Source organism: Sphingomonas sp. 3-13AW (assembly GCF_049311085.1).
GTDB lineage: Bacteria > Pseudomonadota > Alphaproteobacteria > Sphingomonadales > Sphingomonadaceae > Sphingomonas.
In genome coordinates this window covers 51,480-71,485 of the sequence record NZ_JASNVZ010000009.1, presented here as the reverse complement: position 1 = coordinate 71,485, position 20,006 = coordinate 51,480, and the positions used below count along the sequence as shown (strand labels likewise).

Below are 20,006 nucleotides of genomic sequence, written 5' to 3'. Positions count from 1 at the left end.
GATTGTGCCCGGCGAGCGCCTTCCTATCTTAAGGCGACGAACGCGCGGTGGGATGCGGTCGGAAGCACCGCCTTCGATCCTGTTCCCTTTCCCGCGCGGCCCTCGCTTTGTTCAGGAGATGTTTGATGGCTACCGAAGTCGCTACCTTCGCGGGCGGTTGTTTCTGGTGCACCGAGGCGGTGTTTCGCGACGTGATCGGCGTGGAATCGGTCGAGAGCGGCTATATCGGCGGCACGGTGCCGAACCCGACGTACAAGCAGGTTTGCGGCGGCGACACCGGCCATGCCGAGGCGATCCGCATCACCTATGATCCCGACCAGATCAGCTATGACGCGCTGCTCGACATCTTCTTTGCGACTCATGACCCGACGCAGCTCAACCGCCAGGGCAACGACATCGGCACGCAGTATCGTTCAGCGATTTTCCCGCACAATGCGGACCAGGAGGCGCGTGCGCGGGCCGGCATCGAGCGTGCGGGCGAGAATGGCGACAAGATCGTCACTACCATCGAGCCGCTGACCGAATGGTACCCGGCCGAGGGTTATCACCAGGAATATTGGGAAGGCGAAGGCCAGCGCAATCCGTACTGCATGGCCGTGATTCCGCCCAAGCTGCAGAAGCTGCGCAAGAGCTTTGCCGCCCGGTCCAAGGCAGCGGCACCCGCCGCCGCCTGACGCGACGGCGCGGGTTACCCCGCGCCGCGCTACGCCGCCGCGCGCGTCAGCCGGTCGTTGATTGCCACGCCCAGCCCGCTGCGCGGCACCGGCGCGACGGCGATTCGCGGCTTCCGGGTCGCGTCGGCGCGGTGGAGGCAGTCGAACAGGCGGGCCGCCGCCTCGGTCAAGTCGCCACTTGCCGACAGCGTGTCGTCGCCCACCACCGGTCCGAACCCGATCAGCCATTCATCGGGCGCTGCATCCAGCGCTTCAAGCCGCACCGGCTTTCCCGGAGCGTAGTGGCTGGCGAGTTGTCCCGGCGCCTCGATCCCGCTCCCGCCCCGGCCGGGCATCACGCCCGTGACAGCCGCCACCTGCTCGGCGGAGATCGGGCCCGGGCGCAGCAGCCGCACCGTCCCGTCGGTGCATGCCAGGATCGTCGATTCGAGGCCCCGTTCGGTCGGACCGTCGTCGATCACCAGCGGGATGCGGCCTGCCAGGCTCGCCACGACATGCGCGGCCCGAGTCGGGCTGATGCCGCCGCTGGCATTGGCGGAGGGCGCCGCGAGCGGTTTTCCGGTAGCTGCCAGCAACGCCTGCATCGCGCGATGCGCAGGCACCCGCAGCGCCACCGTGGAAAGCCCGGCAGTCACCAGTGAGGCGACACCCGAGCCTTCCCGCAGCGGAAGCACGAGCGTCATCGGGCCGGGCCAGAACGCTTTCGCAAGCCGGCGCGCCGCATCATCGAACGTCGCCAGAGCCTCAGCCGCGGCGAGATCGGGAAGATGGACGATCAGTGGGTTGAAACTCGGTCGCCCCTTGGCGGCATAGATGGCTGCTACCGCGACCGGGTCCGTCGCATCGGCGGCAAGGCCGTAGACCGTCTCGGTCGGGATCGCCACGCACTGGCCAGTTGCGATGGCGCGCGCAGCCTCCGCAATCGCTTCAGGCCCATAGGGCAGGCAGCGGGGTGCGGACGGGGCGACGGGCGGGGACACACTGCGGCGCTATCGCGCGGCGCACCCGCCTACAAGGCCCGATCGCGACGAGGGATCAGGCAGCGAGCAGTGGTGGACGGGGCGACGTACGCGTCACCACATTGCCGATGGCGTGAATGCCGCTGATGGGAAGCGCGGTGTGGCAGAAGGCGCACTCAGCCGACATGCGGCCGACGAACCACTGGCTTTGGCCACATCCCGGGCAGTGGTTGATCTCCGACAACCGGTACATGGCGCGATGCTCGGATCGCGCGGCTGCGATACTGCTACTCTGCCGCATGGTATTCCCCTTGTTAACAGGGGAGAACGTCGGTGAGACGAGCCAAGTTCCCGATCAGGCGTTACGCGTGTTCGACCAGATCGTGAAGGTCGAGGCCGAGGAGCGTGATCTGCTCCCGAACGCGCGGCCAGGTCCCCGACAGGAAACGCTCCCGCTCGGCGAGCCGCAGCCGCTCCGCAGCGCCCGGCAGGACGAACATGCCGACACCACGGCGGACCTCGACATAGCCGTCGTCCTGGAACGTCTGATAGGCCTTGGCGACGGTGAGCGGATTGGCGCCCTGTTCGGCGGCAAAGGCACGAACCGAGGGGAGTTGATCGCCTGCGCGATACTCACCGCGAAGGATCGCCGCGGCCACGATCGCACGCAATTTCAGGTAGACGGGGCTGTCGTCGCTCTCGATCACTGCCATGCTGACTTAATACACCAGATGAGCGCTGCGTCCACCCCTCAGCCGTGCCAGCGGGTGACCAGCGCTTCGACATTCGGCCGCGGCCGCTCCTCCAGCGGCTTGCCGGGCGAGCCGATGAACACGAAGCCGACGATCCGCTCGGGCTCCGCGCCCAGGGCGTCGCGGACGGTTGGCGAAGTGCTCGGCCACCCCGTGATCCAGCTGGCCACGAAGCCCATCGCATGCGCCGCATGCAACAGGTTCATGGTCGCCGCCCCTGCCGACATCTGCTGCTCCCACAAGGGGATATGACTGTCGGTCCGCGGCGAAGACAGCACCACGACGAGCGCGGGCGCAGGAGCGCCAAAGCCTGCCATCGCCTCCAGCTCCAGCCGGCCGGCATCCGGCTTTTCGGCGCGATAGGCGTCGACCAGCATCGCGTTGAAGGCGTTGCGCGCTTCTGCGGGCACCACGACGAACCGCCACGGCGCAAGCTTGCCATGGTCCGGCGTGCGCGCGGCAAGGGCCAGCATGGCGTCGATCTGTTCCGGGGTCGGCCCGGGTGCCACCATCTCGCGCGGCTTTCCCGAGCGGCGGGTGGCGAGCAGCGAGAGCGGCGTCGAGCGATCGTTGAAGGTCATGTTCAAGCCCTAGCGGCGCTTGGTAGAGGCAACAACTGCTTGGCACGCCGCGATTCTGCGCTAGTCTCGCGCGCCATGCACGCCTGGCGCCCGGTTCCCCGGAGCGCCGCCATGGCTTCAAAGGGGATTTTTGTGGCTGTCATTCCGGCAATCGCCGTTGCCTTTCTGTTGGTTCTGCTCATCGGTGGCGCGTCCATCGCGATGAGCAGCAAGCCCGAATTCGCAGGTCATCCCAAGGGCCTGTACGTCCTGTTCTTCGCCGAGATGTGGGAGCGTTTCTCCTACTACGGCATGCGCGCGCTGCTGGTGTTCTACCTCACCAAGCACTGGCTGTTCAGCGATGGCGAAGCCAACCTGATCTATGGCGCCTACAACAGCCTGGTGTACGTCACCCCGGTGCTCGGCGGCTATCTGGCGGATCGCTACCTGGGCCAGCGCAAGGCGGTGCTGTTCGGTGCGATCCTGCTGACGATCGGCCACGGGATGATGGGCTTCGAAGGCGACGGCAGCGGCAACAGCGATGGCGCCATCAACATCTTCTGGCTGGCGCTCGCCTTCATCATCGTCGGCACCGGCTTCCTGAAGGCGAACATCTCGGTGATCGTCGGCCAGCTTTATCCGCGCACCGACGTGCGTCGCGACGGCGCCTATACGATCTTCTACATCGGCATTAACACCGGCGCGACGCTGGGCACGATCCTGGCCGGCTGGTTGGGGGAGACCTATGGCTGGAGCTATGGCTTCGGCGCCGCGGGCGTCGGCATGCTGCTGGGCCTCATCGTCTTCGTCGGTTTCAAGCCGCTGCTGATGGGTCATGGCGAATCTCCGAACCCGGCCGCGCTCGCCCGCAAGTTCGCCGGCATCCGCTTCGAGCATGTGCTCTACGGACTCGGCCTGGCATCGATCGCAGTCGCCTGGGCGCTGATCCAGTATCGCGGCGTGATCGAAGTCCTGCTGGCCGTCAGCGGCTTCGCCCTGCTCGGCTATGTGCTCTACCAGTCGTTCAAGGTCGATCGGGAAGCCCGGCACCGCCTGTGGGTGATCCTGTTCCTGATCGCCCTCAACCCCGTCTTCTGGGGCCTGTTCGAGCAGGCGGGCGGTTCGCTCAACCTCTACACCGACCGCTACGTCGACCGCGGCGGCGTGCCGGCATCGATCTTCCAGTCGATCAATCCGATCTACATCGTGCTGCTGGGCCCGATCTTTGCGTGGATGTGGGTGTGGCTCGGTAAGCGCGGGCTCGAGCCCTCGACCCCGGCCAAGTTCGGCCTGGCGCTGCTGCAGGTCGGCTTCGCCTTCCTGGTGTTCGTCTGGGGCGCCAACTCGGTCGGCCCGGGCGTCGCGACGCCGGTGCTGTTCGTGTTCCTGGTCTACCTGTTCCAGACCTCGGGTGAGCTCTGCCTTTCCCCGGTCGGCCTGTCGGCCATGAACCGGCTGGCGCCCAAGACGCTGGCGAGCCTCATCATGGGCGCCTGGTTCTACATGACCGCGGTCGGCCAGTTCGTCGCCGGCAAGATCGGTGAAGCCACCGGCGGCGAAGGCGGCGTCATGACCAAGGAAGGGACGCTGGCCGTCTACAACACGATCGGCTGGTGGACGATCGGCATCGGCGTTTTGGTACTGCTGGTGGCGCCATTCGTGAAGCGGCTGATGCACCTCGACACGCTGGGCGACGACGTCGACCATGCGCTCGCCGGCGAGAAGGAAATCGGCGAGCCCAAGGCCGCCGGGTTCAACACCTCCAGCGAAACGCGCTGATCCAACCGGGGCGCCACAACAGGCGCCCCCGTCCCTTTAGCGGGGCCGTTGCGAGCGACCATTGCGAGCTCGTTACAAATCGCGACAAGAAAATAGTGGACGGAGCCGCCTTCCCCGGCTCTTGTCGGCGCCATGTCGATCCGGCGTCTCTCCGTACTGCTCGCCGCCCCTGTCGTTCTGTCCGCGTGCGCGGCGGGGCCGGACTATCGCCCCGCCTCTTCGACCGACCTTGGGGTGCCCGACCGCTACTCCGTGGCCTCGGACCAGGGCCGGCGCGAAGACCTCACGCGCTGGTGGGAGCGGTTCGACGACCCGCTGCTGTCGCAGCTGGTGGCAGAGACCGCGACTACCAACCTGGATGTCGCGCAGGCCGTGATCCGCCTGCGCCAGGCGCGGGAATCGCTGGTCCAGACCCGCTCCAGCCTGTTCCCCAGCATCTCGGCGTCGGGCGGCTATTCGCGCAACGCCAATTTGCGCGGCGGGAACGCCCCCGTGACGCTGCCGGACGGAACCGTCACCAACATCAGCCGGGGCACGGGCGACAACTTCTCGCTAGGTGCCGATGCGAGCTATCAGGCCGATGTGTTCGGCGGCGTCCGCCGCTCCATCGAGGCGAGCCGCGCGAACGAGGAAGCCGCCGGCTTCGACTATGCGACGGTGCTGATCGCCCAGCAGGCGGAGATCGCCCGCAACTATGTCCTGGCGCGGCTTGCACAGGCGCAGCTCGCCAACGCCCGCAGCTCGCTGGCGCTGCAGGAAGACAATCGCGAGATCGCGGGCTTCCGCGTGCAGGCGGGGCTGGTGTCTTCGCTCGACGAAGAGTCGGCACGCGCGCAGCGAGCCCAGACCGCCGCCACCATCCCGAACATTGAGGCCAATTATAATTCGGCGGTGTCGCGGCTCGCAGTGCTGACCGGCCGCGCGCCAGGCGCGCTGAAGGACGTGATGGCCGCCACGCGCCCGATCCCGGCCGCCAACGCTCCCATCGGCGTCGGCATCCCCGCCGATACGCTGCGGCAACGCCCGGACGTGCTGGCAGCGGAGCGCAGCCTAGCGGCTGCTACCGCCCAGATCGGCGTGGCGCGCGCGCAGCTCTATCCCTCGCTCTCGATCAGCGGCAGCATCAACAGCAATGCCACCGCGTTTCGCGACCTGGCGGATGTGATCACCGGCCGCCTGTTCGCCGGCATCGCCCAGACGATCTTTGATGGCGGCCGACTGCGCTCGCAGGTCCGGTCGCAGGAGGCCGCGGCCGAGGGTGCGCTCATCAGCTATCGCGGGACCATCCTGGCCGCGCTGGAGGATGTCGAGAACGCGATTGTCGCGCTCGGCGCAGCGCAACGCCGCGCGCAGGAGTTCGCGGTAGCGCTAGATGCCTCCCGCAACAGCGCGATTCTGTCGCGCAGCCAGTATCGCGCCGGCCTGACCGACATCACGACGCTCAACCAGACCGAAGCGTCGCTGCTTTCCGCCAACAACGGCCTGGTCCAGGCACAGGCCGATCAGGCGAGCGCGCTGGTGCAGCTTTTCACGGCGCTTGGCGGCGCCTGGGATGCCGGTGCCATTCCCAGCGGCGACACGCGTGACGCCCCCCGCATCACCGGCAGCTTCCCCGCCGTCGCCCCGATCGACCAGAACCCGCAGGAACGCTGATGGCCGAACCGACCCCCACCGAACTCAACGACTTTCTGGGCGCCAAGCCGGTGCCCCGCTGGCGTCAGCGGCTCAAGTGGGTCGTCGTCGCAGTCGTCCTGCTGCTGCTGATCTTTGCGCTCTCGCGCTGCTTCCGCGGGCCCGAGGGCGTGTCCTATTCGACCGAACCGGTCGAGCGGGGGGCGCTGACGGTCACGGTGTCGGCAACCGGCAAGCTCGCGCCGACCAACCAGATCGAGGTCGGCTCGGAACTGTCGGGCCTGATCACCAAGGTGGTGGTAGACGTGAACGACCGCGTCACCGCCGGACAGGCGCTCGCGCTGATCGATCCCCAGCGGCTCGACGACGCGATCAAGCAGAGCCAGGCGGCGGTGAACGCGCGTCTCGCCGACGTGGCGACGGCCAAGGCCACCCAGCAGGAAGCACGGGCTCAGCTGGCGCGGCTGGAGGAAGTCAGCCGTCTCTCGGGCGGTCGCGTGCCCGCCAAGACCGAACTGGAGACGGCACGCGCCGCCGCAGCCCGCGCGACTGCGTCTGTCCGTGCGGCCGAAGCAAACGTCAACTCGGCCCGCGCGCAGCTGAGCTCGGACCAGACCCAGCGTGCCCGGGCCATTATCCGCTCGCCCGTGGACGGCGTGGTGCTGGCCCGCCAGATCGAACCGGGCCAGACGGTCGCCTCCTCGTTCAACACGCCGACCCTGTTCGTGATCGCACAGGACCTGTCGTCGATGCAGCTGGAAGTCGCGATCGACGAAGCGGACGTGGGCCAGGTGAAGGAAGGCCAGCGCGCCGACTTTACCGTCGACGCATTCCCCGGCGCGACCTTCCCGGCCCGGATCATCCGGGTCGACCTGGGGTCGAACCTGACGACCAGCTCCACCTCGTCGACGACCACGACCAGCACGACCGGCCAGGTCGTCTCCTATGCCGCGATCCTCAGCGTCGAGAACCCGGAGCTGCGGCTGCGTCCCGGCATGACGGCCACGGCGGAGATCGTGACCGTCGAGCGGCCGCAGGTGCTGCTGGTGCCGAATGCGGCGCTGCGCTTCACCCCGTCCGATGACACTGCGGGCGCCAGCAGCGGCGGGCGCAGCGGCATTGCCGGCGCGCTGCTGCCGGGCCCCCGTCGCGGGCGCGGCGGTGCGAAGAAGAGCGCGACCCAGGCCCGCGGCGGCCAGCAGACCGTCTATATCCTGGGCGAGGATGGAAAGCCGCAGCCCGTGCAGATCACGACGGGCGACACCAACGGCCAGGTGACCGAAGTGGTCGGCGGTGCGTTGAAGCCGGGAATGAAGGTCATCACCGGGCAGCTGGCGGCGGGCGAAAAGGCGATCGCGGGCGGGCCGCGCGGTGGCGGTGGAGGCGCGCGTGGCAAGTGAAACGGCTGAACCGATCATCCGCCTGCGCAACGTCACCAAGGTCTATGGTGAGGGGGCGACCCAGTTCCAGGCGCTGAAGGGCATCAACCTGGATATCGAGGCCGGCGACTTTGTCGCCGTGATGGGCCCGTCGGGGTCGGGCAAGTCCACGACCATGAACATCCTGGGCTGCCTGGACGTGCCGACGGCGGGGACCTTCCTGTTCCGCGGCCACCATGTCGAGACGCTGGGCCGCGACGAGCGCGCATTGCTGCGGCGGCGCTACCTGGGCTTCGTCTTTCAGGGGTTCAACCTGCTCGCCCGCACCAGCGCGCTCGAGAATGTCGAGCTGCCGCTGCTCTATCGCGGCGACGCGAAGGCCCAGCGCCGCGAAGCCGCGATGGCCGCGCTCGCCAAGGTCGGGCTTGAGGAGTGGTGGGACCATACCCCGGCCGAACTCTCGGGCGGCCAGCAGCAGCGCGTCGCGATCGCGCGCGCAATCGTCACGCAGCCCGACGTGCTGCTCGCCGACGAGCCGACCGGCAACCTTGATTCCGAGCGCTCCGTGGAAATCATGGAATTGCTGACCGACCTCAACGCGAACAGCGGGATCACGGTCCTGATGGTCACCCACGAACCCGAGATGGCGGCGTTCGCGCATACCGTCGTCCACTTCAGGGATGGGCTGGTCGAACGCATCGACCGCAACCATCACCAGGGCGAAACGGTCACCTGATGCTCGGTACCACCATCCTCCTCGCGGTTCGGTCCATCCTGCGCCACAAGCTGCGCTCGTTCCTGACGACGCTGGGCATCATCATCGGCGTCGCGGCCGTCGTCACCATGGTGACGCTGGGCAAGGCGACGACTGCGGCAGTCCAGTCGCAGATCGCGGCACTTGGCACCAACATCCTGCAGATCCGGCCGGGCCAAGGCTTTGGTCGCGGTGGCGGCGGGCCCCGCCCCGCCGACTTCGACGAAGCCGATGTCGAGGCGATCCGCAAGCAGGTCGCGGGCGTCACCGCCGTCGCGCCGCAGGCGCAGGCGACCGCCACCGCGATCTACAATGGCGCCAACTGGTCGACGACGATCAACGGCACCACCAACGACTTCTTTCGCGTCCAGCCCTGGACGCTGACGTCGGGACGCACCTTCCTTCCGGCGGAGGAACAGGCGGGCAAGGCGGTGTGCATCATCGGCAATACCGTGCGCCAGAACCTGTTTCGCGGCGGCGAGGCGGTGGGTCACCGCTTCCGCATCGGCAATGTCTCCTGCGACGTGGTGGGTACGCTCTCGACCCGCGGCCAGGCGGGCTTCGGCGGCGACCAGGACGATGTGGTCATCATGCCGATCAAGACGGTGCAGCGCCGCTTCACGGGGAACCGCGACGTCCGGCTGATCCTGGTGGGCGTCGATTCGGCCTATGACGCCAGCAACGTCCAGGCGTCGATCACCGACCTGCTGCGCGAGCGGCGCAACATCCGGGGCGGCAAGGAAGACGACTTCAACATCTTCGACACCGCGCAGATCTCCGCCACATTGACCGGCACGACGACGTTGTTGACGGGCATCGTCACGGCCGTCGCCGCGATCAGCCTGGTGGTGGGCGGCATCGGCATCATGAACATCATGCTGGTGTCGGTGACCGAGCGCACCCGCGAAATCGGCATCCGCCTGGCGATCGGCGCGGTCGCGCGCGAGGTGCTGATGCAGTTCCTGGTCGAGGCGATCGCGCTTTCCTGCCTGGGCGGGCTCGTCGGGCTGGTCGTAGCGCAGCTGGCGGTGCTGATACTCGCCCCGCTGATGCAGGTGCCCTATCTGTTCGAGCCGCAGATCAACCTGGTCGCGTTCGGCATCGCGGCGCTGATCGGCGTGGTGTTCGGCTATTTCCCGGCGCGGCGCGCGGCGTCGCTCAATCCGATCGACGCGCTGCGGCACGAATAGCCGCGACCTCCGGCTTGAGGCCATAGGCGGCGCGCAGGGCCGCCAGGTCCGCCGGCGTATCGATGTCGATCAGCTCGTCTGCGCGCGTGATGACATGGTGCCCGCCACGCACGAGCGCGCGGGCGCCCTCGTCCCCGGAGCAGCGGAGCAGCTCGGGAAAGTGGTTCGACCCGAAGAGCGCGGGGGGCGTCGGATGAACGCCGTTGCTCGACGCGATCACCGCATCCGGGCCATCGGCATAGTCCAGCAGGCGGTAGATGTGCGCGGCGGTAACCCGCGGCATGTCCGCCAGTGCGATCAGCACCGCCGACGCACCCGCATCCATCGCTGCCTGCACCCCCAGCCGCAGCGAACCGCCCTGCCCGTCTGCCGCACCCGGATTTTCCACTACGGTGTAGCCCCGCGCGGCAAAGTCCAGGCTCGTGTCGCAAACGACCGCGATCCTGCAGTGAAACGGCACTGCCTCCAACGCCGTCACCACATGGAAGGCGAGCGGCTTGTCCAGAAAGCGCTCGGCAAGCTTGTCCACGCCGCCGAACCTGCGGGAACGGCCCGCTGCGAGCAGCACGAGGCCGGTGTCCTCAGCGCGGATCATGGAACGCCTGCACCATTGCCGCTGCGATCGACAGGGCAATCTCTCCGGGGCCGATCGCACCGATCGACAACCCCACCGGACCATCGATGCGGGCCAAAGCATCAGGGGGGACGCCCGCCGCCGCCAGCCGCTCCAGCCGGGCGGCATGGCTCCGCTTCGATCCCAGCGCTCCCACATAGGGCGCGGGACTGGCGAGCGCGGCGATCAACGCCGGATCATCGATCTTGATGTCATGGCTGAGCGTGACGACGGCGGTTGCAGGGTCCGGGCGCAGCGCGGCGACCGCCTCGTCAGGCCACCGGTCATCGAGCGTGACGCCGGGAAAGCGTTCTTCGGTGAGGAAGCGCGCCCGTGGATCGATCACGACCGTCGCGATCCCCAGGGTGGTAGCAAGTGCCGCGAGCGACTGGGCGATCTGCACCGCTCCCACGATCAGCAGTCGCCGCGGCGGATCATAGCGGTTGCGAAATACCTCGGCCGATCCCTCATCCCTGAGCGTACTGTGCCCGGTCTCAAGATTGGTCTCCACGGTCAGCGACCTGCCCTCGGCGCGCGCTTCGGCAATGCGATCGAACAGCTCGGGGTCGAACCCGGTCGCGGAGACCGGCTGCACCATCACCTCGATCTCGCCACCGCAGGGCAGCCCCACTTCCCAGGCAGCAGCGTCGGCGACGCCATAGCGCTTGCGCTGGAACGGGGCGCCCGCGATCACCTCCGCGGCCGTGGCGAGGATGTCGCTTTCCACGCACCCGCCGGAAACCGATCCTTCGAACCGGCCGTCGCCATGCACCAGCATATGGCTGCCGCGCGGGCGCGGCGCGGAACCCCAGGTGGAGATGACGGTCGCGAGCGCCAGCGAGTCGCCCTGCCAGGCGCGCGCGGCGGAAAGGACGCTGTCGTTATCGGCCATGTGCAATGGCTCGCAGATCGACGCCGCCGGTGCAACGCCTGTCCGTCATACCGCCGGCAACCCCGCCAGCAGCTTGTCAAGCGTGAGCGGGAAATCGCGCACACGCACGCCGGTGGCATTGTAGATCGCGTTGGCGATCGCTGCGCCCGCGCCCGAAATGCCGAGCTCCCCCAGCCCCTTGGACTGGAGGGGATTGGCGAACTGGTCGCGCTCGGGAAGAAAATGCACCTCGATGTGCGGCACGTCCGCGTTCACCGGGACATGATATTCCGCAAGATCGTGGTTCACGACCCGGCCGGAGCGCGGATCGTGCACCAGTTCCTCGGTCAAGGCCGCGCCGATGCCGAAGACGATGCCCCCGATGCACTGCGACCGCGCCGTCTTCTCGTTGAGGATGCGCCCCGCGGCAAAGGTCGAGACGAACCGCTTCACGCGCACCTCTCCGGTCACGGCATTGACCCGTACCTCGCAGAAGTGCGCGCCATAGGATGCCTGACGGCGCTCATCCTCCAGCTTGCCGGGCTTGATCGTGCCCTCTGCCGACAAGCCGTCGCCGACCAGTTCGGTCAGCAGGGCGGTACGATTCTGTGCGATCGCGCGCCCGTCTTTCAGCGTGAGTTCCTCGACCGTGCAGCCCATCGCCTCGGCGATCTTCGCACGTAGCGCCTCGCACGCAAGATAGACCGAAGAGCCGCTGCTGCTGGCGCCCCAGGAGCCGCCCGAGCCGGCGCCCGGCGGCGCGTTCGTGTCGCCCAGGCGGACGTCGATCGATTCAGGGCGCAACCCCAGCAACTCTCCCGCGATCTGGGCGAGGATGGTGTACGTGCCGGTTCCGATGTCCGTCATGTCCGTTTCGACGACGGCCCGGCCATCCGATCCGATCGACACCCGCGCCTGCGATTCCTGCAGCTGGTTGGACCGGGCCGACGCCGCCATGCCATGCCCGATCAGCCATTCGCCCTCCCGCCGGGCAGCCGGCGTCGGGCTGCGGTCGCTCCAGCCGAACGCGGCCGCGCCCTCGTCCAGGCAGCGCGTCAGCTGGCGGGTGGAGAAGGGCACCCCCTTCAGCGGGTCGACTTCGGGGTCGTTGATCTTGCGTAGTTCCACCGGGTCCATGCCCAGCCTCTCGGCCAGCTCGTCCATCGCCCCTTCAAGGGCGAGCATCCCCGCGGCCTCACCCGGCGCGCGCATCGACCCCGACAACAGCCAGTTCATCGACACCAGGTCGTGCGTGATGAGGCGGTTTTCCCCAGCGTAGAGGAAGTGCGTCGAGACCCCGGCCGGCTCGAAATACTGCTCGCCATCGATGTTGCTGCACAGCGTCTCATGCGCGATCGCGGTGATGCGCCCATCCCGGCCGGCGCCCAGCCGGATCCGCTGATGGGTGTTGGAGCGGCGCACGGTGGCGTCGAATACCTGCTGGCGGCTCATCACCGCCTTGACCGGGCGTCCGAGCTTGCGCGCGGCGATGGCTGCGGCGACCGCCTCTGCCGAAATGCCGAGCTTCGAGCCGAAGCCGCCGCCGACATAGGCGGAAAGGATCCGCACCTTGTCCGGCTTGAGCCCCAGCGTCTTTGCGAGCTGCTGCTTGTCGCTCGCCGGCATCTGGTAGGAGCCGTAGATGGTGAGGGCATCGTCCTCCCACACCGCCGTGGAGGCGTGCGGCTCCATCGCCGCGCTGTTCTGGCTGGGGGTGGTCCACACGCCGTCGAGCGTCACCGGCGCCTCCGCCAGCGCCGCGTCGACGTCACCGGTCGCGACATGCGGCTCGGTCGAACCGCCCTTTGGCTTGCGGCTGTCATCGAGCCGTCCGTCGAAATCGAACAGTCCGTCCTTCAGTTCATAGGACACGCGGACCCGCGCCGCCGCATCGCGCGCCTGCTCGAACTGCTCCGCCACGACGATCGCGATGATCTCCCCGAAGTACGCGACTTCCTCGACACCCTGGGTCGGAGCCTTCTTGGAGCCGCCCTGCTGCGGGTTCCGGATGAAGGTTTCGAGGTCGACGACGACATCCAGGACGCCGGGCATCGCCAGCGCCTCCGCAGTGTCGATGTCGGTGATGCGCCCGCACCCGACCTTTGCCTGGACCAGAAAGCCATAGGCGAGGTCGGGCAGTGCATATTCGGCCGCATAGGTGGCGCGGCCGGCGACCTTGAGCGGACCGTCGATCCGGTCCAGCGGCCGCCCGATCAGCCCCTGCGCACCGGTGTCGAGCAGGCTGGAAGGCACGGGCGTGTCCATTTTGAGCACGATACTGTCGCTCATGCGGTGAGCTCCTTCAGGGTCGCGATCAGCACCCGGCGCGCGAGCGGGATCTTGAAGTCGTTGTGGCCATGGCCCTTGGCGTCGCGCAGCAGCGTATCGGCTGCGGCGGCGAACAGCGCGTCAGACGGCGGCTGGCCGACCAGCGCCTCCTCCACGGCCGGATCTCGCCACGGCATGTGCGCGAGGCCCCCGAACGCGAGGCGCGCAACAGCGATCCGCCCGTCCTCGACCTGTATCGCCGCCGCGACGGAGACGAGCGCAAAGGCATAGGACGCCCGGTCGCGGACCTTCCGGTACAGCTGGCGACCCGGTGGAGGGGGCGGCAGCTCGATGTGGGTGATGAGTTCGCCGGCATGCAGCACATTCTCGATGTGCGGCGTATCGCCCGGCAGGCGATAGAAGTCCGCCAGCGGCAGACGCCGGCGGTCGCCGTCCGGCAGCTGGGTCACCACCGTCGCGTCCAGCAGCCGCATGGCAACCGCCATGTCGGACGGATGGGTCGCAATGCACGCCGCCGACGTACCCAGTACGGCATGGATGCGGTTGAACCCGTCGCGCGCGGCGCAACCGCTGCCGGGCGTCCGCTTGTTGCAGGCGTCGGCCGTCTCGTAGAAATAATAGCAGCGCGTCCGCTGGAGGAGATTGCCTCCGGTCGACGCCTTGTTGCGCAGCTGTCCCGACGCGCCGGCAAGCAGGGCCCGCGACAACACCTCGTAGCGCTGCCGGACGAGCGGGTGCGCGGCGAGATCGGCGTTCGGCACCAGCGCCCCGATGCGGAGGCCGCCGTCTTCGGTTTCCTCGACGGCATTCAGGTCGAGCCGGCTGATGTCGACGATCTGCTCGGGCGTCTCCACCTGCAGCTTCATCAGGTCGAGCAGGTTGGTGCCGCCCGCGATGAACTTCGCGCCATCGACCGCGCCGGCGCGGGTTGCCTCTTCCGGCGAGTTCGCGCGCGCGTAGTGAAACGCCTTCATTCCGCCGCCTCCGCCAACTGCGTCTCGGCGGCTGCTTCACGGATCGCCTCGACGATGTTGGGATAGGCCGAACAACGGCACAGGTTTCCGCTCATCCGCTCCTGGATCTCGGCATCGGTGAACGCGACCGAATCCAGATCTTCGGTGACGTGGCTGGGCCAGCCTTTTGCCACTTCGTCCAGCATGCCCGTCGCCGAACAGATCTGCCCCGGCGTGCAATAGCCGCACTGGAAACCGTCGTGGCGGACGAACGCTGCCTGCAGCGCGCTGAGGTTGCCGGGCTCGCCCAGTCCCTCGATGGTGGTGATCTCGTCATCCTGGTGCATGACCGCCAGGGTCAGGCAGCTGTTGATGCGGCGGCCGTTGACCAACATCGTGCACGCTCCGCATTGGCCGTGATCGCAGCCCTTCTTGCTGCCGGTCAGCCCCAGATGCTCGCGCGCAAGGTCGAGCAGCGAGGTGCGCACGTCCACCTCCGCCTCATAAGTCTGTCCGTTGATCCTGAACTGCATCGGGCGCTCCTCGCTGGAAAAGGAGCAACGCCGCGCAGCGATTCTATTTCCCGTTGCGATCTACTCGCAACGCGCCGGTGCGACGAATTCGCCGCCGCACCGGACGAAACTCACCGCATGACGGGGAGCGTTACCTTGCTGCCCGTGCACACCCGCTGCGTTGCCTTCACAAAGTCTTCGGGCTTCGCCTTGTAGATGTTCGGCACGAACTTCTGCGGATTGCGATCGATCATCGGAAACCAGCTCGACTGGACCTGCACCATGATGCGGTGGCCGGCCTTGAAAACATGGTCGTGGTCGCGCAGCGGCACGTCCCACGCGCGAACCTGGTTCGAGACCAGCGGCTTCGCCTTCGACCAGTCGTCGAGCCAGCGGCCGCGCCGAACCTCCATTGCGATCGGCAGGCGATAGCCGTTGAGCGACCTGGCGTAATTCCCCATCTCGGCGGGCGACGGCGTGGGCTCAACGTCGTCGGGATAGACGTCGATCAGCTTGACCACCATGTCGCTGTCGGTGCCGGAGGTGGACGCCATCAGCGTGGCCGCGACCTCGCCCGTGACGGTCAGGTCCCGGTCGAGCGGCGCGCTCACCCAGCTGAGGACGTCCGGGCGATTCTCGACGAAGCGCTGGTCGGCCGCCTCCCACCACCGCCACTCGGGCGATGGATAGGTGGGCGAGATCGGCCGCTCGCGGAAAGGTACGGGGTTGGCCGGGTCGGAGACGAACTCGCGGCACTGCGCCGCGCCGCCCGCATCGTCGAACGACAGCGAACCGTCGGCGCGCAGGTAGAGCGCGGTCGGGGTCGTGCCGGGTGCCGGCCACTTGGCATAGCTCTTCCAGGTCCAGCTGCCCGACTGGAACATCTTGGCCTCGAACATCGGCTTCGTGCCCTTGCCGTGCAGCCAATGCCGGAAGAACGGCGCCTCGATGTCGCGACGAAAGTCATCCCCGCTGGTGCCGGGGATCTCGAAATGGCCCATGTCATTGCCGGTGCTCCGCCAGGTACCATGTGCCCAGGGACCGCCGACGATCATGTTGTTGTGGCCGGGATCGTCGGCCTCCATCTTCTCGTAGATCTTCCAGGTGCCGAGCGGATCCTCCTGATCCCAGAAGCCGGCGACATGAAGCGTGGGAACGCTCGTGCGGCCGAGCCGGTCGGTCCAATGCTGGTCCTTCCAGAATGCATCATAGTCCGGATGCTCGATCATCTGGGTCAGCCGCGGCACGGTGCCCTTGAAGTAGAGCTTGTCGAGGTTCTCGACCGGGCCGAGCTTCAGGAACCACTCATAGGTGTCGTAAGCGCCGTATTTAAAGTCGTCGCCGTTCTTGTTGTTCTGGAGCGGGTAGAGCCAGTCGGTCGCATAAGAGAGTCGCATCGCGCCGTAGCGGTGCAAGTCGTCGTTGATCCACCAGTCGTTCCATGCCGCCTGAGGGCTGGTCGCCTTCAACGCGGGGTGCGGATTGGCCAGTGCTACGGCAGCGGCATAACCCGGATAGGAAACGCCCATCATGCCGACCCGGCCGTTGTTGGCGGGGACGTTCTTCACCAGCCAATCGACCGTGTCATAGGCGTCGGTCGCCTCGTCCACGCCCTTCCCGCCTTTAGGCTGGAGCGCCATCGACATGGTGAACTGGCCATCGCTTTCAAAGCGGCCGCGCATGTTCTGGCTGACGAGGATGTATCCGTCCTGCTCCAGGAACTCCATGCCGCGCTGCGGCCCCACCGCGGTCGCAGGGGGAACGCCATAGGGGCTGCGGGTGAGCAGGATCGGCAGCGGGCCCGGCTTGTCGAGCGGGCGGCGGATCACCGTCTGCAGCCGGGTGCCGTCGCGCATCGGCACCATCACCTGCTGATAGCTGTAGCGCGCGGCCGGCGCCTGCTGGCTTGCGGCCTGTACCGGCGGCCGTGCCGTTCCAACAGCGGCCACGCTTGCAAGCAGCACCGCCAGCCCCGCCAAAGTCCCGTGTCGCATTCGCGTCTCCCCTTCGCGCCTTTGGTCGGGCGGGGACGCCGCGCTTGTCAATGCTTCGTCCGCCACGCCCCCGCAAACGCCGGCCGCAGGACGAGGCTGTTCATGTCGAGGAGCACATGCGCGAGCATCGCCAGCCACAGCGCGCCGCCATGGAGATAGAGCGCGACGAACAATGCGCCCGCTGCCGTCGTCGCCAGCATGCCCGGCCAGCGCTGATACCCGTGCGCCAGCCCGAACAGCAGCGTCGCCACGGCAAAGCCCGCAAGCGCACTGCCCGTCAGCAGCGTGATCACCAGCGGCAGCGCGAGCCGGAAGAACAGCTCCTCGACGATGCCCGCGGTCATCGCCAGCGCCGCGCCCCAGCCGAGCTCCGAGCGACTGCGCGGGAGCAATGCCCCGACCTGTCCGATATGGAAGTCGCCCTTGCCACGCCGCCGGCGCCAGAAGGCGATCACCAGGCCGACGAGGGCTCCGCCGCCCATGCCGACGACCACCGCGCCCGCGAGCAACACCGGATCACCCGGCGCGGCATCCCCTCCAAGCAAGGTCGTGCGCGTCACCTGTGACAGGGGGACGAACTCGGCCGGCAGGCGCCACAAGGCGTCCAGCCGACCAAGCAGCGCCAGCGCCACCAAAGACGTCGCTCCGAACAGCAGCCAGGCGCGCGCTACCCACCGCTGCAGCCGCTGGCGGCGCGACCGCGGTGCCGGGGGACCGCGCCAGCGCCGGAGCACCGCCGCGCCCTTCAGAAACCAGGCGTAGCTCGCGAGCAGCAGCGCGAGCAGCGCGCCGGTCATGCGTCGATGCGGTGCTCGCCCTTGACCCAGCGCACCGTGCCGGAGCTGGCGCGCATCACCACGCTCTCGGTCTTCATCTTGCCGCGCACGCGCTTCACGCCGGCGAGCAGCGACCCGTCGGTGACGCCGGTCGCGGCAAAGATGCAGTCGCCCCGGGCGAGTTCGGTGAGGTCATATTGCTTGTCGAGGTCGGTCACGCCCCACTTGGCGGCACGGGCGCGCTCGTCATCGTTGCGGAACAGCAGCCGACCCTTGAACTGGCCACCGACGCAGCGCAGCGCGGCGCAGGCAAGCACCCCCTCCGGCGCGCCGCCGGTGCCCATATAGACGTCGATGGTGGTTTCCGGATCGGTCGTCGCGATCACACCCGCCACGTCGCCGTCGCCGATCAGCATCACGCCGCAGCCGATCGCGCGCAGTTCGGCAATCAGCGCCTCATGCCGCGGCCGGTCGAGGACGCAGGCGATGATGTCGCGGGGCTTTACCCCCTTGGCCGCTGCGATCGCCTCGATGTTCTGGGTCGGCGTCTTGTCGAGGTCGATCACTCCCTCGGGATAGCCGGGACCGACCGCGATCTTGTCCATATAGACGTCGGGGGCGTTCAGCAGCCCGCCCTGTTCGGCGATCGCCAGCACCGCGAGGCTGTTCGGCCCGGCCTTGGCGCAGATGGTGGTGCCTTCCAGCGGATCGAGCGCGATGTCGATTGCCGGGCCATGGCCGGTGCCGACCTTCTCGCCGATGAAGAGCATCGGCGCCTCGTCGCGCTCACCCTCGCCGATCACCACGGTGCCGTCCATGTCGAGGCCGTTCAGCGCCTCGCGCATCGCCTCCACGGCGGCCGCGTCGGCAGCCTTTTCATCACCCCGGCCCACCAATGTGGAGGCGGAGATGGCGGCGGCTTCGGTCACACGGACCATCTCCAGCACGAGGACCCGATCGAGAACGTTGCTGGCGGTCTGCATGGCTTGGCTTCTGCTCCGTATAATGATGGGTGGGCGATACGGGAGGCGCCGGTGCTTGTCGAGGAAGCCACTGGCAATTCGCGGCAGATCCGGCACTATTGGCCCGTCCCAAGTGCCACGGAGATGCCGATGCCTTTCGATCTGCTGCTGGTGGCATTGGCGCAGCAGGCGGGCGTCGAGGCGGCGATGGCGCGCTATCGCGACGCGACCCGGGCCGAGTATCGATGCGATCCGACGGCGGATACCGGCGAGATCGTGGTCTGCGCCTTGCGCGGTGCCGACCGCTTCCGGGTGCCGATCCTGGAAGCCACGCCCGGCGACCCCAAGGCTGTCGACGCCCTTTCGGAACGCAACCGGCTGGTAAAGATGCCGACACTCGGCTGCGGGCTTGCGGCATCCTACGAAGGCTGCGGCATGGTCGGGGTGACGGCGACCGCCAACAGCCGCGGCGTCGGCGTCTCCCGCCCGCGGCCGATCGCACCCTAGCGCTCCTCCAGCGCACGGCGTGCGGCGATTCCCGGGCATGCGCGTTGTTCCCGACGTCCATCGTCAGGAGAGCGGCCATGGCAAAGCAGAGCAAAGCCCAGCAGAAAACCGTCGAGCGGGTCATGCACGAATTCAAGGAAGGCGACCTAGAGTCCGGCTCCGGCCAGAAGGTGAAGAGCCGGAAGCAGGCGATCGCGATTGGCCTCAGCGAGGCCGGCGCCTCCAACCAGCAGAGCCCGACTCCGCGCAAACGCGGCCAGAGCGGCGGCGGCGCGACCAAGGCCGAGTTGTACGAGAAAGCAAAGAAGCAGGACGTCCCGGGACGATCGAAGATGAGCAAGGCGCAACTGCAAAGGGCAGTAGGCTGACTCGCGCAGACCACAGAGTGCGCGGCACTGTATGCCATGGTCATCAGCGACGAATGCGTTACGCCTCTGGCCCTTTTCTGGCAGGGACCGGTGACAAACAGATCCAGTGACGGCCTTGCGTAACGCAAAGGCTGCGGCAACATTCCCGGCACGAGCCGTACCTTGGAGATTGACGTTGAGCGACCGAGAGCAGCGTATTCGCGAACGGGCCCACGCCATGTGGCTGGACGAGGGCCAGCCGGCGGGCGAGCACGAGCGCCATTGGGAGGCAGCCTGCCGCGAGATCGACGCTCAAGTCGCCGCCTCCACGGATACAGACCCGGCGCCCGCGGCTCCGCAAGCTCCCAAGACCAAGCGCGCGCCGCGTGCCAAGGCAGCGAGTGACGGCGCACCGGCCAAGCGCAAACCTCGCACGCCAAAGGCCTGATCGCCCGCTCGCCCGGTTCCACGGCGGCGAGCACCCGCTCGGCAATCGCCGGCGA

General features: G+C 67.8%; 21 protein-coding genes. 9 read left to right on the top strand and 12 right to left on the bottom strand.

The annotated features are described in order from the left end of the window. The first annotated feature begins 125 nt into the window (after positions 1-125). A complete protein-coding gene (msrA, locus tag QP045_RS11455; RefSeq protein ID WP_422515115.1) occupies positions 126-674 on the top strand; it encodes a peptide-methionine (S)-S-oxide reductase MsrA in 549 nt (182 codons plus the stop codon). Between the two features lie 29 nt (positions 675-703). Here msrA and QP045_RS11450 read toward each other — a convergent pair whose 3' ends face one another. The 4 genes from QP045_RS11450 to QP045_RS11435 all read right to left on the bottom strand — a co-directional run bounded on the left by QP045_RS11450 (position 704) and on the right by QP045_RS11435 (position 2,966). Then, the gene (locus QP045_RS11450) at positions 704-1,654 is read right to left on the bottom strand and encodes an L-threonylcarbamoyladenylate synthase (RefSeq protein WP_422515114.1); all 951 of its coding nucleotides are present in this window, start codon (positions 1,652-1,654) and stop codon (positions 704-706) included. 55 nt (positions 1,655-1,709) lie between these two features. After that, a complete protein-coding gene (locus QP045_RS11445; RefSeq protein WP_422515113.1) occupies positions 1,710-1,934 on the bottom strand; it encodes a hypothetical protein in 225 nt (74 codons plus the stop codon). Positions 1,935-1,995: 61 nt separating this feature from the next. Then, positions 1,996-2,346: a GntR family transcriptional regulator gene (locus QP045_RS11440; protein WP_422515112.1), complete on the bottom strand. Its 351-nt coding sequence runs from the start codon at positions 2,344-2,346 to the stop codon at positions 1,996-1,998. A gap of 38 nt (positions 2,347-2,384) precedes the next feature. Further along, entirely contained in the window at positions 2,385-2,966 is a 582-nt protein-coding gene (locus tag QP045_RS11435) for a nitroreductase family protein (RefSeq protein ID WP_422515111.1), read from the bottom strand. 111 nt (positions 2,967-3,077) lie between these two features. Between QP045_RS11435 and QP045_RS11430 the strand changes: the two genes are divergently transcribed. The 5 genes from QP045_RS11430 (at position 3,078) to QP045_RS11410 (ending at position 9,679) form a co-directional block, all read left to right on the top strand. After that, on the top strand, positions 3,078-4,724 hold the full coding sequence (locus tag QP045_RS11430) for a peptide MFS transporter (protein ID WP_422515110.1): 1,647 nt from the start codon (positions 3,078-3,080) through the stop codon (positions 4,722-4,724). Positions 4,725-4,856: 132 nt separating this feature from the next. Beyond that, the gene (locus QP045_RS11425) at positions 4,857-6,377 is read left to right on the top strand and encodes an efflux transporter outer membrane subunit (RefSeq protein ID WP_422515109.1); all 1,521 of its coding nucleotides are present in this window, start codon (positions 4,857-4,859) and stop codon (positions 6,375-6,377) included. Continuing rightward, a complete protein-coding gene (locus tag QP045_RS11420) occupies positions 6,377-7,756 on the top strand; it encodes an efflux RND transporter periplasmic adaptor subunit (protein ID WP_422515108.1) in 1,380 nt (459 codons plus the stop codon). The genes QP045_RS11425 and QP045_RS11420 overlap by 1 nt, the downstream gene beginning before the upstream one ends. Beyond that, positions 7,746-8,471: an ABC transporter ATP-binding protein gene (locus tag QP045_RS11415; RefSeq protein ID WP_422515107.1), complete on the top strand. Its 726-nt coding sequence runs from the start codon at positions 7,746-7,748 to the stop codon at positions 8,469-8,471. The genes QP045_RS11420 and QP045_RS11415 overlap by 11 nt, the downstream gene beginning before the upstream one ends. Continuing rightward, on the top strand, positions 8,471-9,679 hold the full coding sequence (locus tag QP045_RS11410) for an ABC transporter permease (protein ID WP_422515106.1): 1,209 nt from the start codon (positions 8,471-8,473) through the stop codon (positions 9,677-9,679). The genes QP045_RS11415 and QP045_RS11410 overlap by 1 nt, the downstream gene beginning before the upstream one ends. Here QP045_RS11410 and QP045_RS11405 read toward each other — a convergent pair. The 8 genes from QP045_RS11405 to glpX all read right to left on the bottom strand — a co-directional run bounded on the left by QP045_RS11405 (position 9,648) and on the right by glpX (position 18,670). After that, on the bottom strand, positions 9,648-10,274 hold the full coding sequence (locus QP045_RS11405) for a nucleotidyltransferase family protein (protein ID WP_422515105.1): 627 nt from the start codon (positions 10,272-10,274) through the stop codon (positions 9,648-9,650). The two genes, QP045_RS11410 and QP045_RS11405, sit on opposite strands and share 32 nt — an antisense overlap. Further along, entirely contained in the window at positions 10,261-11,184 is a 924-nt protein-coding gene (locus QP045_RS11400; RefSeq protein ID WP_422515104.1) for an XdhC family protein, read from the bottom strand. Before QP045_RS11400 ends, QP045_RS11405 begins: the two co-directional genes overlap by 14 nt. Positions 11,185-11,229: 45 nt before the next feature. Then, positions 11,230-13,452 (bottom strand): xanthine dehydrogenase family protein molybdopterin-binding subunit, encoded by a 2,223-nt coding sequence (locus tag QP045_RS11395; protein ID WP_422515103.1) that lies wholly within the window; start codon positions 13,450-13,452, stop codon positions 11,230-11,232. Beyond that, complete coding sequence (locus QP045_RS11390; protein WP_422515102.1) at positions 13,449-14,426, bottom strand: FAD binding domain-containing protein; 978 nt, start codon at positions 14,424-14,426, stop codon at positions 13,449-13,451. Before QP045_RS11390 ends, QP045_RS11395 begins: the two co-directional genes overlap by 4 nt. Further along, positions 14,423-14,938: a 2Fe-2S iron-sulfur cluster-binding protein gene (locus QP045_RS11385; protein ID WP_422515101.1), complete on the bottom strand. Its 516-nt coding sequence runs from the start codon at positions 14,936-14,938 to the stop codon at positions 14,423-14,425. The genes QP045_RS11390 and QP045_RS11385 overlap by 4 nt, the downstream gene beginning before the upstream one ends. A 110-nt stretch (positions 14,939-15,048) precedes the next feature. Next, complete coding sequence (locus QP045_RS11380) at positions 15,049-16,911, bottom strand: CocE/NonD family hydrolase (RefSeq protein WP_422515100.1); 1,863 nt, start codon at positions 16,909-16,911, stop codon at positions 15,049-15,051. A gap of 47 nt (positions 16,912-16,958) precedes the next feature. Next, positions 16,959-17,708 (bottom strand): CPBP family intramembrane glutamic endopeptidase, encoded by a 750-nt coding sequence (locus QP045_RS11375; protein ID WP_422515099.1) that lies wholly within the window; start codon positions 17,706-17,708, stop codon positions 16,959-16,961. Further along, complete coding sequence (gene glpX / locus QP045_RS11370; RefSeq protein ID WP_422515098.1) at positions 17,705-18,670, bottom strand: class II fructose-bisphosphatase; 966 nt, start codon at positions 18,668-18,670, stop codon at positions 17,705-17,707. Before glpX ends, QP045_RS11375 begins: the two co-directional genes overlap by 4 nt. 129 nt (positions 18,671-18,799) lie before the next feature. On the opposite strand from glpX, the gene QP045_RS11365 reads away from it, so the two are divergent. From QP045_RS11365 to QP045_RS11355, 3 genes are all read left to right on the top strand, one after another. Further along, positions 18,800-19,156, top strand: coding sequence for a hypothetical protein (locus tag QP045_RS11365; protein ID WP_422515097.1), 357 nt, complete (start codon positions 18,800-18,802; stop codon positions 19,154-19,156). Between the two features lie 77 nt (positions 19,157-19,233). Further along, positions 19,234-19,524 (top strand): DUF6496 domain-containing protein, encoded by a 291-nt coding sequence (locus QP045_RS11360; protein ID WP_422515096.1) that lies wholly within the window; start codon positions 19,234-19,236, stop codon positions 19,522-19,524. Positions 19,525-19,699: 175 nt separating this feature from the next. Next, complete coding sequence (locus tag QP045_RS11355; protein WP_422515095.1) at positions 19,700-19,951, top strand: DUF2934 domain-containing protein; 252 nt, start codon at positions 19,700-19,702, stop codon at positions 19,949-19,951. The last annotated feature ends 55 nt before the right edge of the window (positions 19,952-20,006 follow it).

Bases quoted from the DNA above. Each gene is read 5' to 3' on its own strand.
- QP045_RS11430 (WP_422515110.1), top strand. From the start codon at position 3,078: ATGGCTTCAAAGGGGATTTTTGTGGCTGTCATTCCGGCAATCGCCGTT.
- QP045_RS11380 (WP_422515100.1), bottom strand. From the start codon at position 16,911: ATGCGACACGGGACTTTGGCGGGGCTGGCGGTGCTGCTTGCAAGCGTG.
- glpX (WP_422515098.1), bottom strand. From the start codon at position 18,670: ATGCAGACCGCCAGCAACGTTCTCGATCGGGTCCTCGTGCTGGAGATG.
- msrA (WP_422515115.1), top strand. From the start codon at position 126: ATGGCTACCGAAGTCGCTACCTTCGCGGGCGGTTGTTTCTGGTGCACC.
- QP045_RS11400 (WP_422515104.1), bottom strand. From the start codon at position 11,184: ATGGCCGATAACGACAGCGTCCTTTCCGCCGCGCGCGCCTGGCAGGGC.
- QP045_RS11365 (WP_422515097.1), top strand. From the start codon at position 18,800: ATGCCTTTCGATCTGCTGCTGGTGGCATTGGCGCAGCAGGCGGGCGTC.
- QP045_RS11375 (WP_422515099.1), bottom strand. From the start codon at position 17,708: ATGACCGGCGCGCTGCTCGCGCTGCTGCTCGCGAGCTACGCCTGGTTT.
- QP045_RS11420 (WP_422515108.1), top strand. From the start codon at position 6,377: ATGGCCGAACCGACCCCCACCGAACTCAACGACTTTCTGGGCGCCAAG.
- QP045_RS11440 (WP_422515112.1), bottom strand. From the start codon at position 2,346: ATGGCAGTGATCGAGAGCGACGACAGCCCCGTCTACCTGAAATTGCGT.
- QP045_RS11445 (WP_422515113.1), bottom strand. From the start codon at position 1,934: ATGCGGCAGAGTAGCAGTATCGCAGCCGCGCGATCCGAGCATCGCGCC.
- QP045_RS11435 (WP_422515111.1), bottom strand. From the start codon at position 2,966: ATGACCTTCAACGATCGCTCGACGCCGCTCTCGCTGCTCGCCACCCGC.
- QP045_RS11360 (WP_422515096.1), top strand. From the start codon at position 19,234: ATGGCAAAGCAGAGCAAAGCCCAGCAGAAAACCGTCGAGCGGGTCATG.
- QP045_RS11405 (WP_422515105.1), bottom strand. From the start codon at position 10,274: ATGATCCGCGCTGAGGACACCGGCCTCGTGCTGCTCGCAGCGGGCCGT.
- QP045_RS11390 (WP_422515102.1), bottom strand. From the start codon at position 14,426: ATGAAGGCGTTTCACTACGCGCGCGCGAACTCGCCGGAAGAGGCAACC.
- QP045_RS11410 (WP_422515106.1), top strand. From the start codon at position 8,471: ATGCTCGGTACCACCATCCTCCTCGCGGTTCGGTCCATCCTGCGCCAC.
- QP045_RS11395 (WP_422515103.1), bottom strand. From the start codon at position 13,452: ATGAGCGACAGTATCGTGCTCAAAATGGACACGCCCGTGCCTTCCAGC.
- QP045_RS11425 (WP_422515109.1), top strand. From the start codon at position 4,857: ATGTCGATCCGGCGTCTCTCCGTACTGCTCGCCGCCCCTGTCGTTCTG.
- QP045_RS11385 (WP_422515101.1), bottom strand. From the start codon at position 14,938: ATGCAGTTCAGGATCAACGGACAGACTTATGAGGCGGAGGTGGACGTG.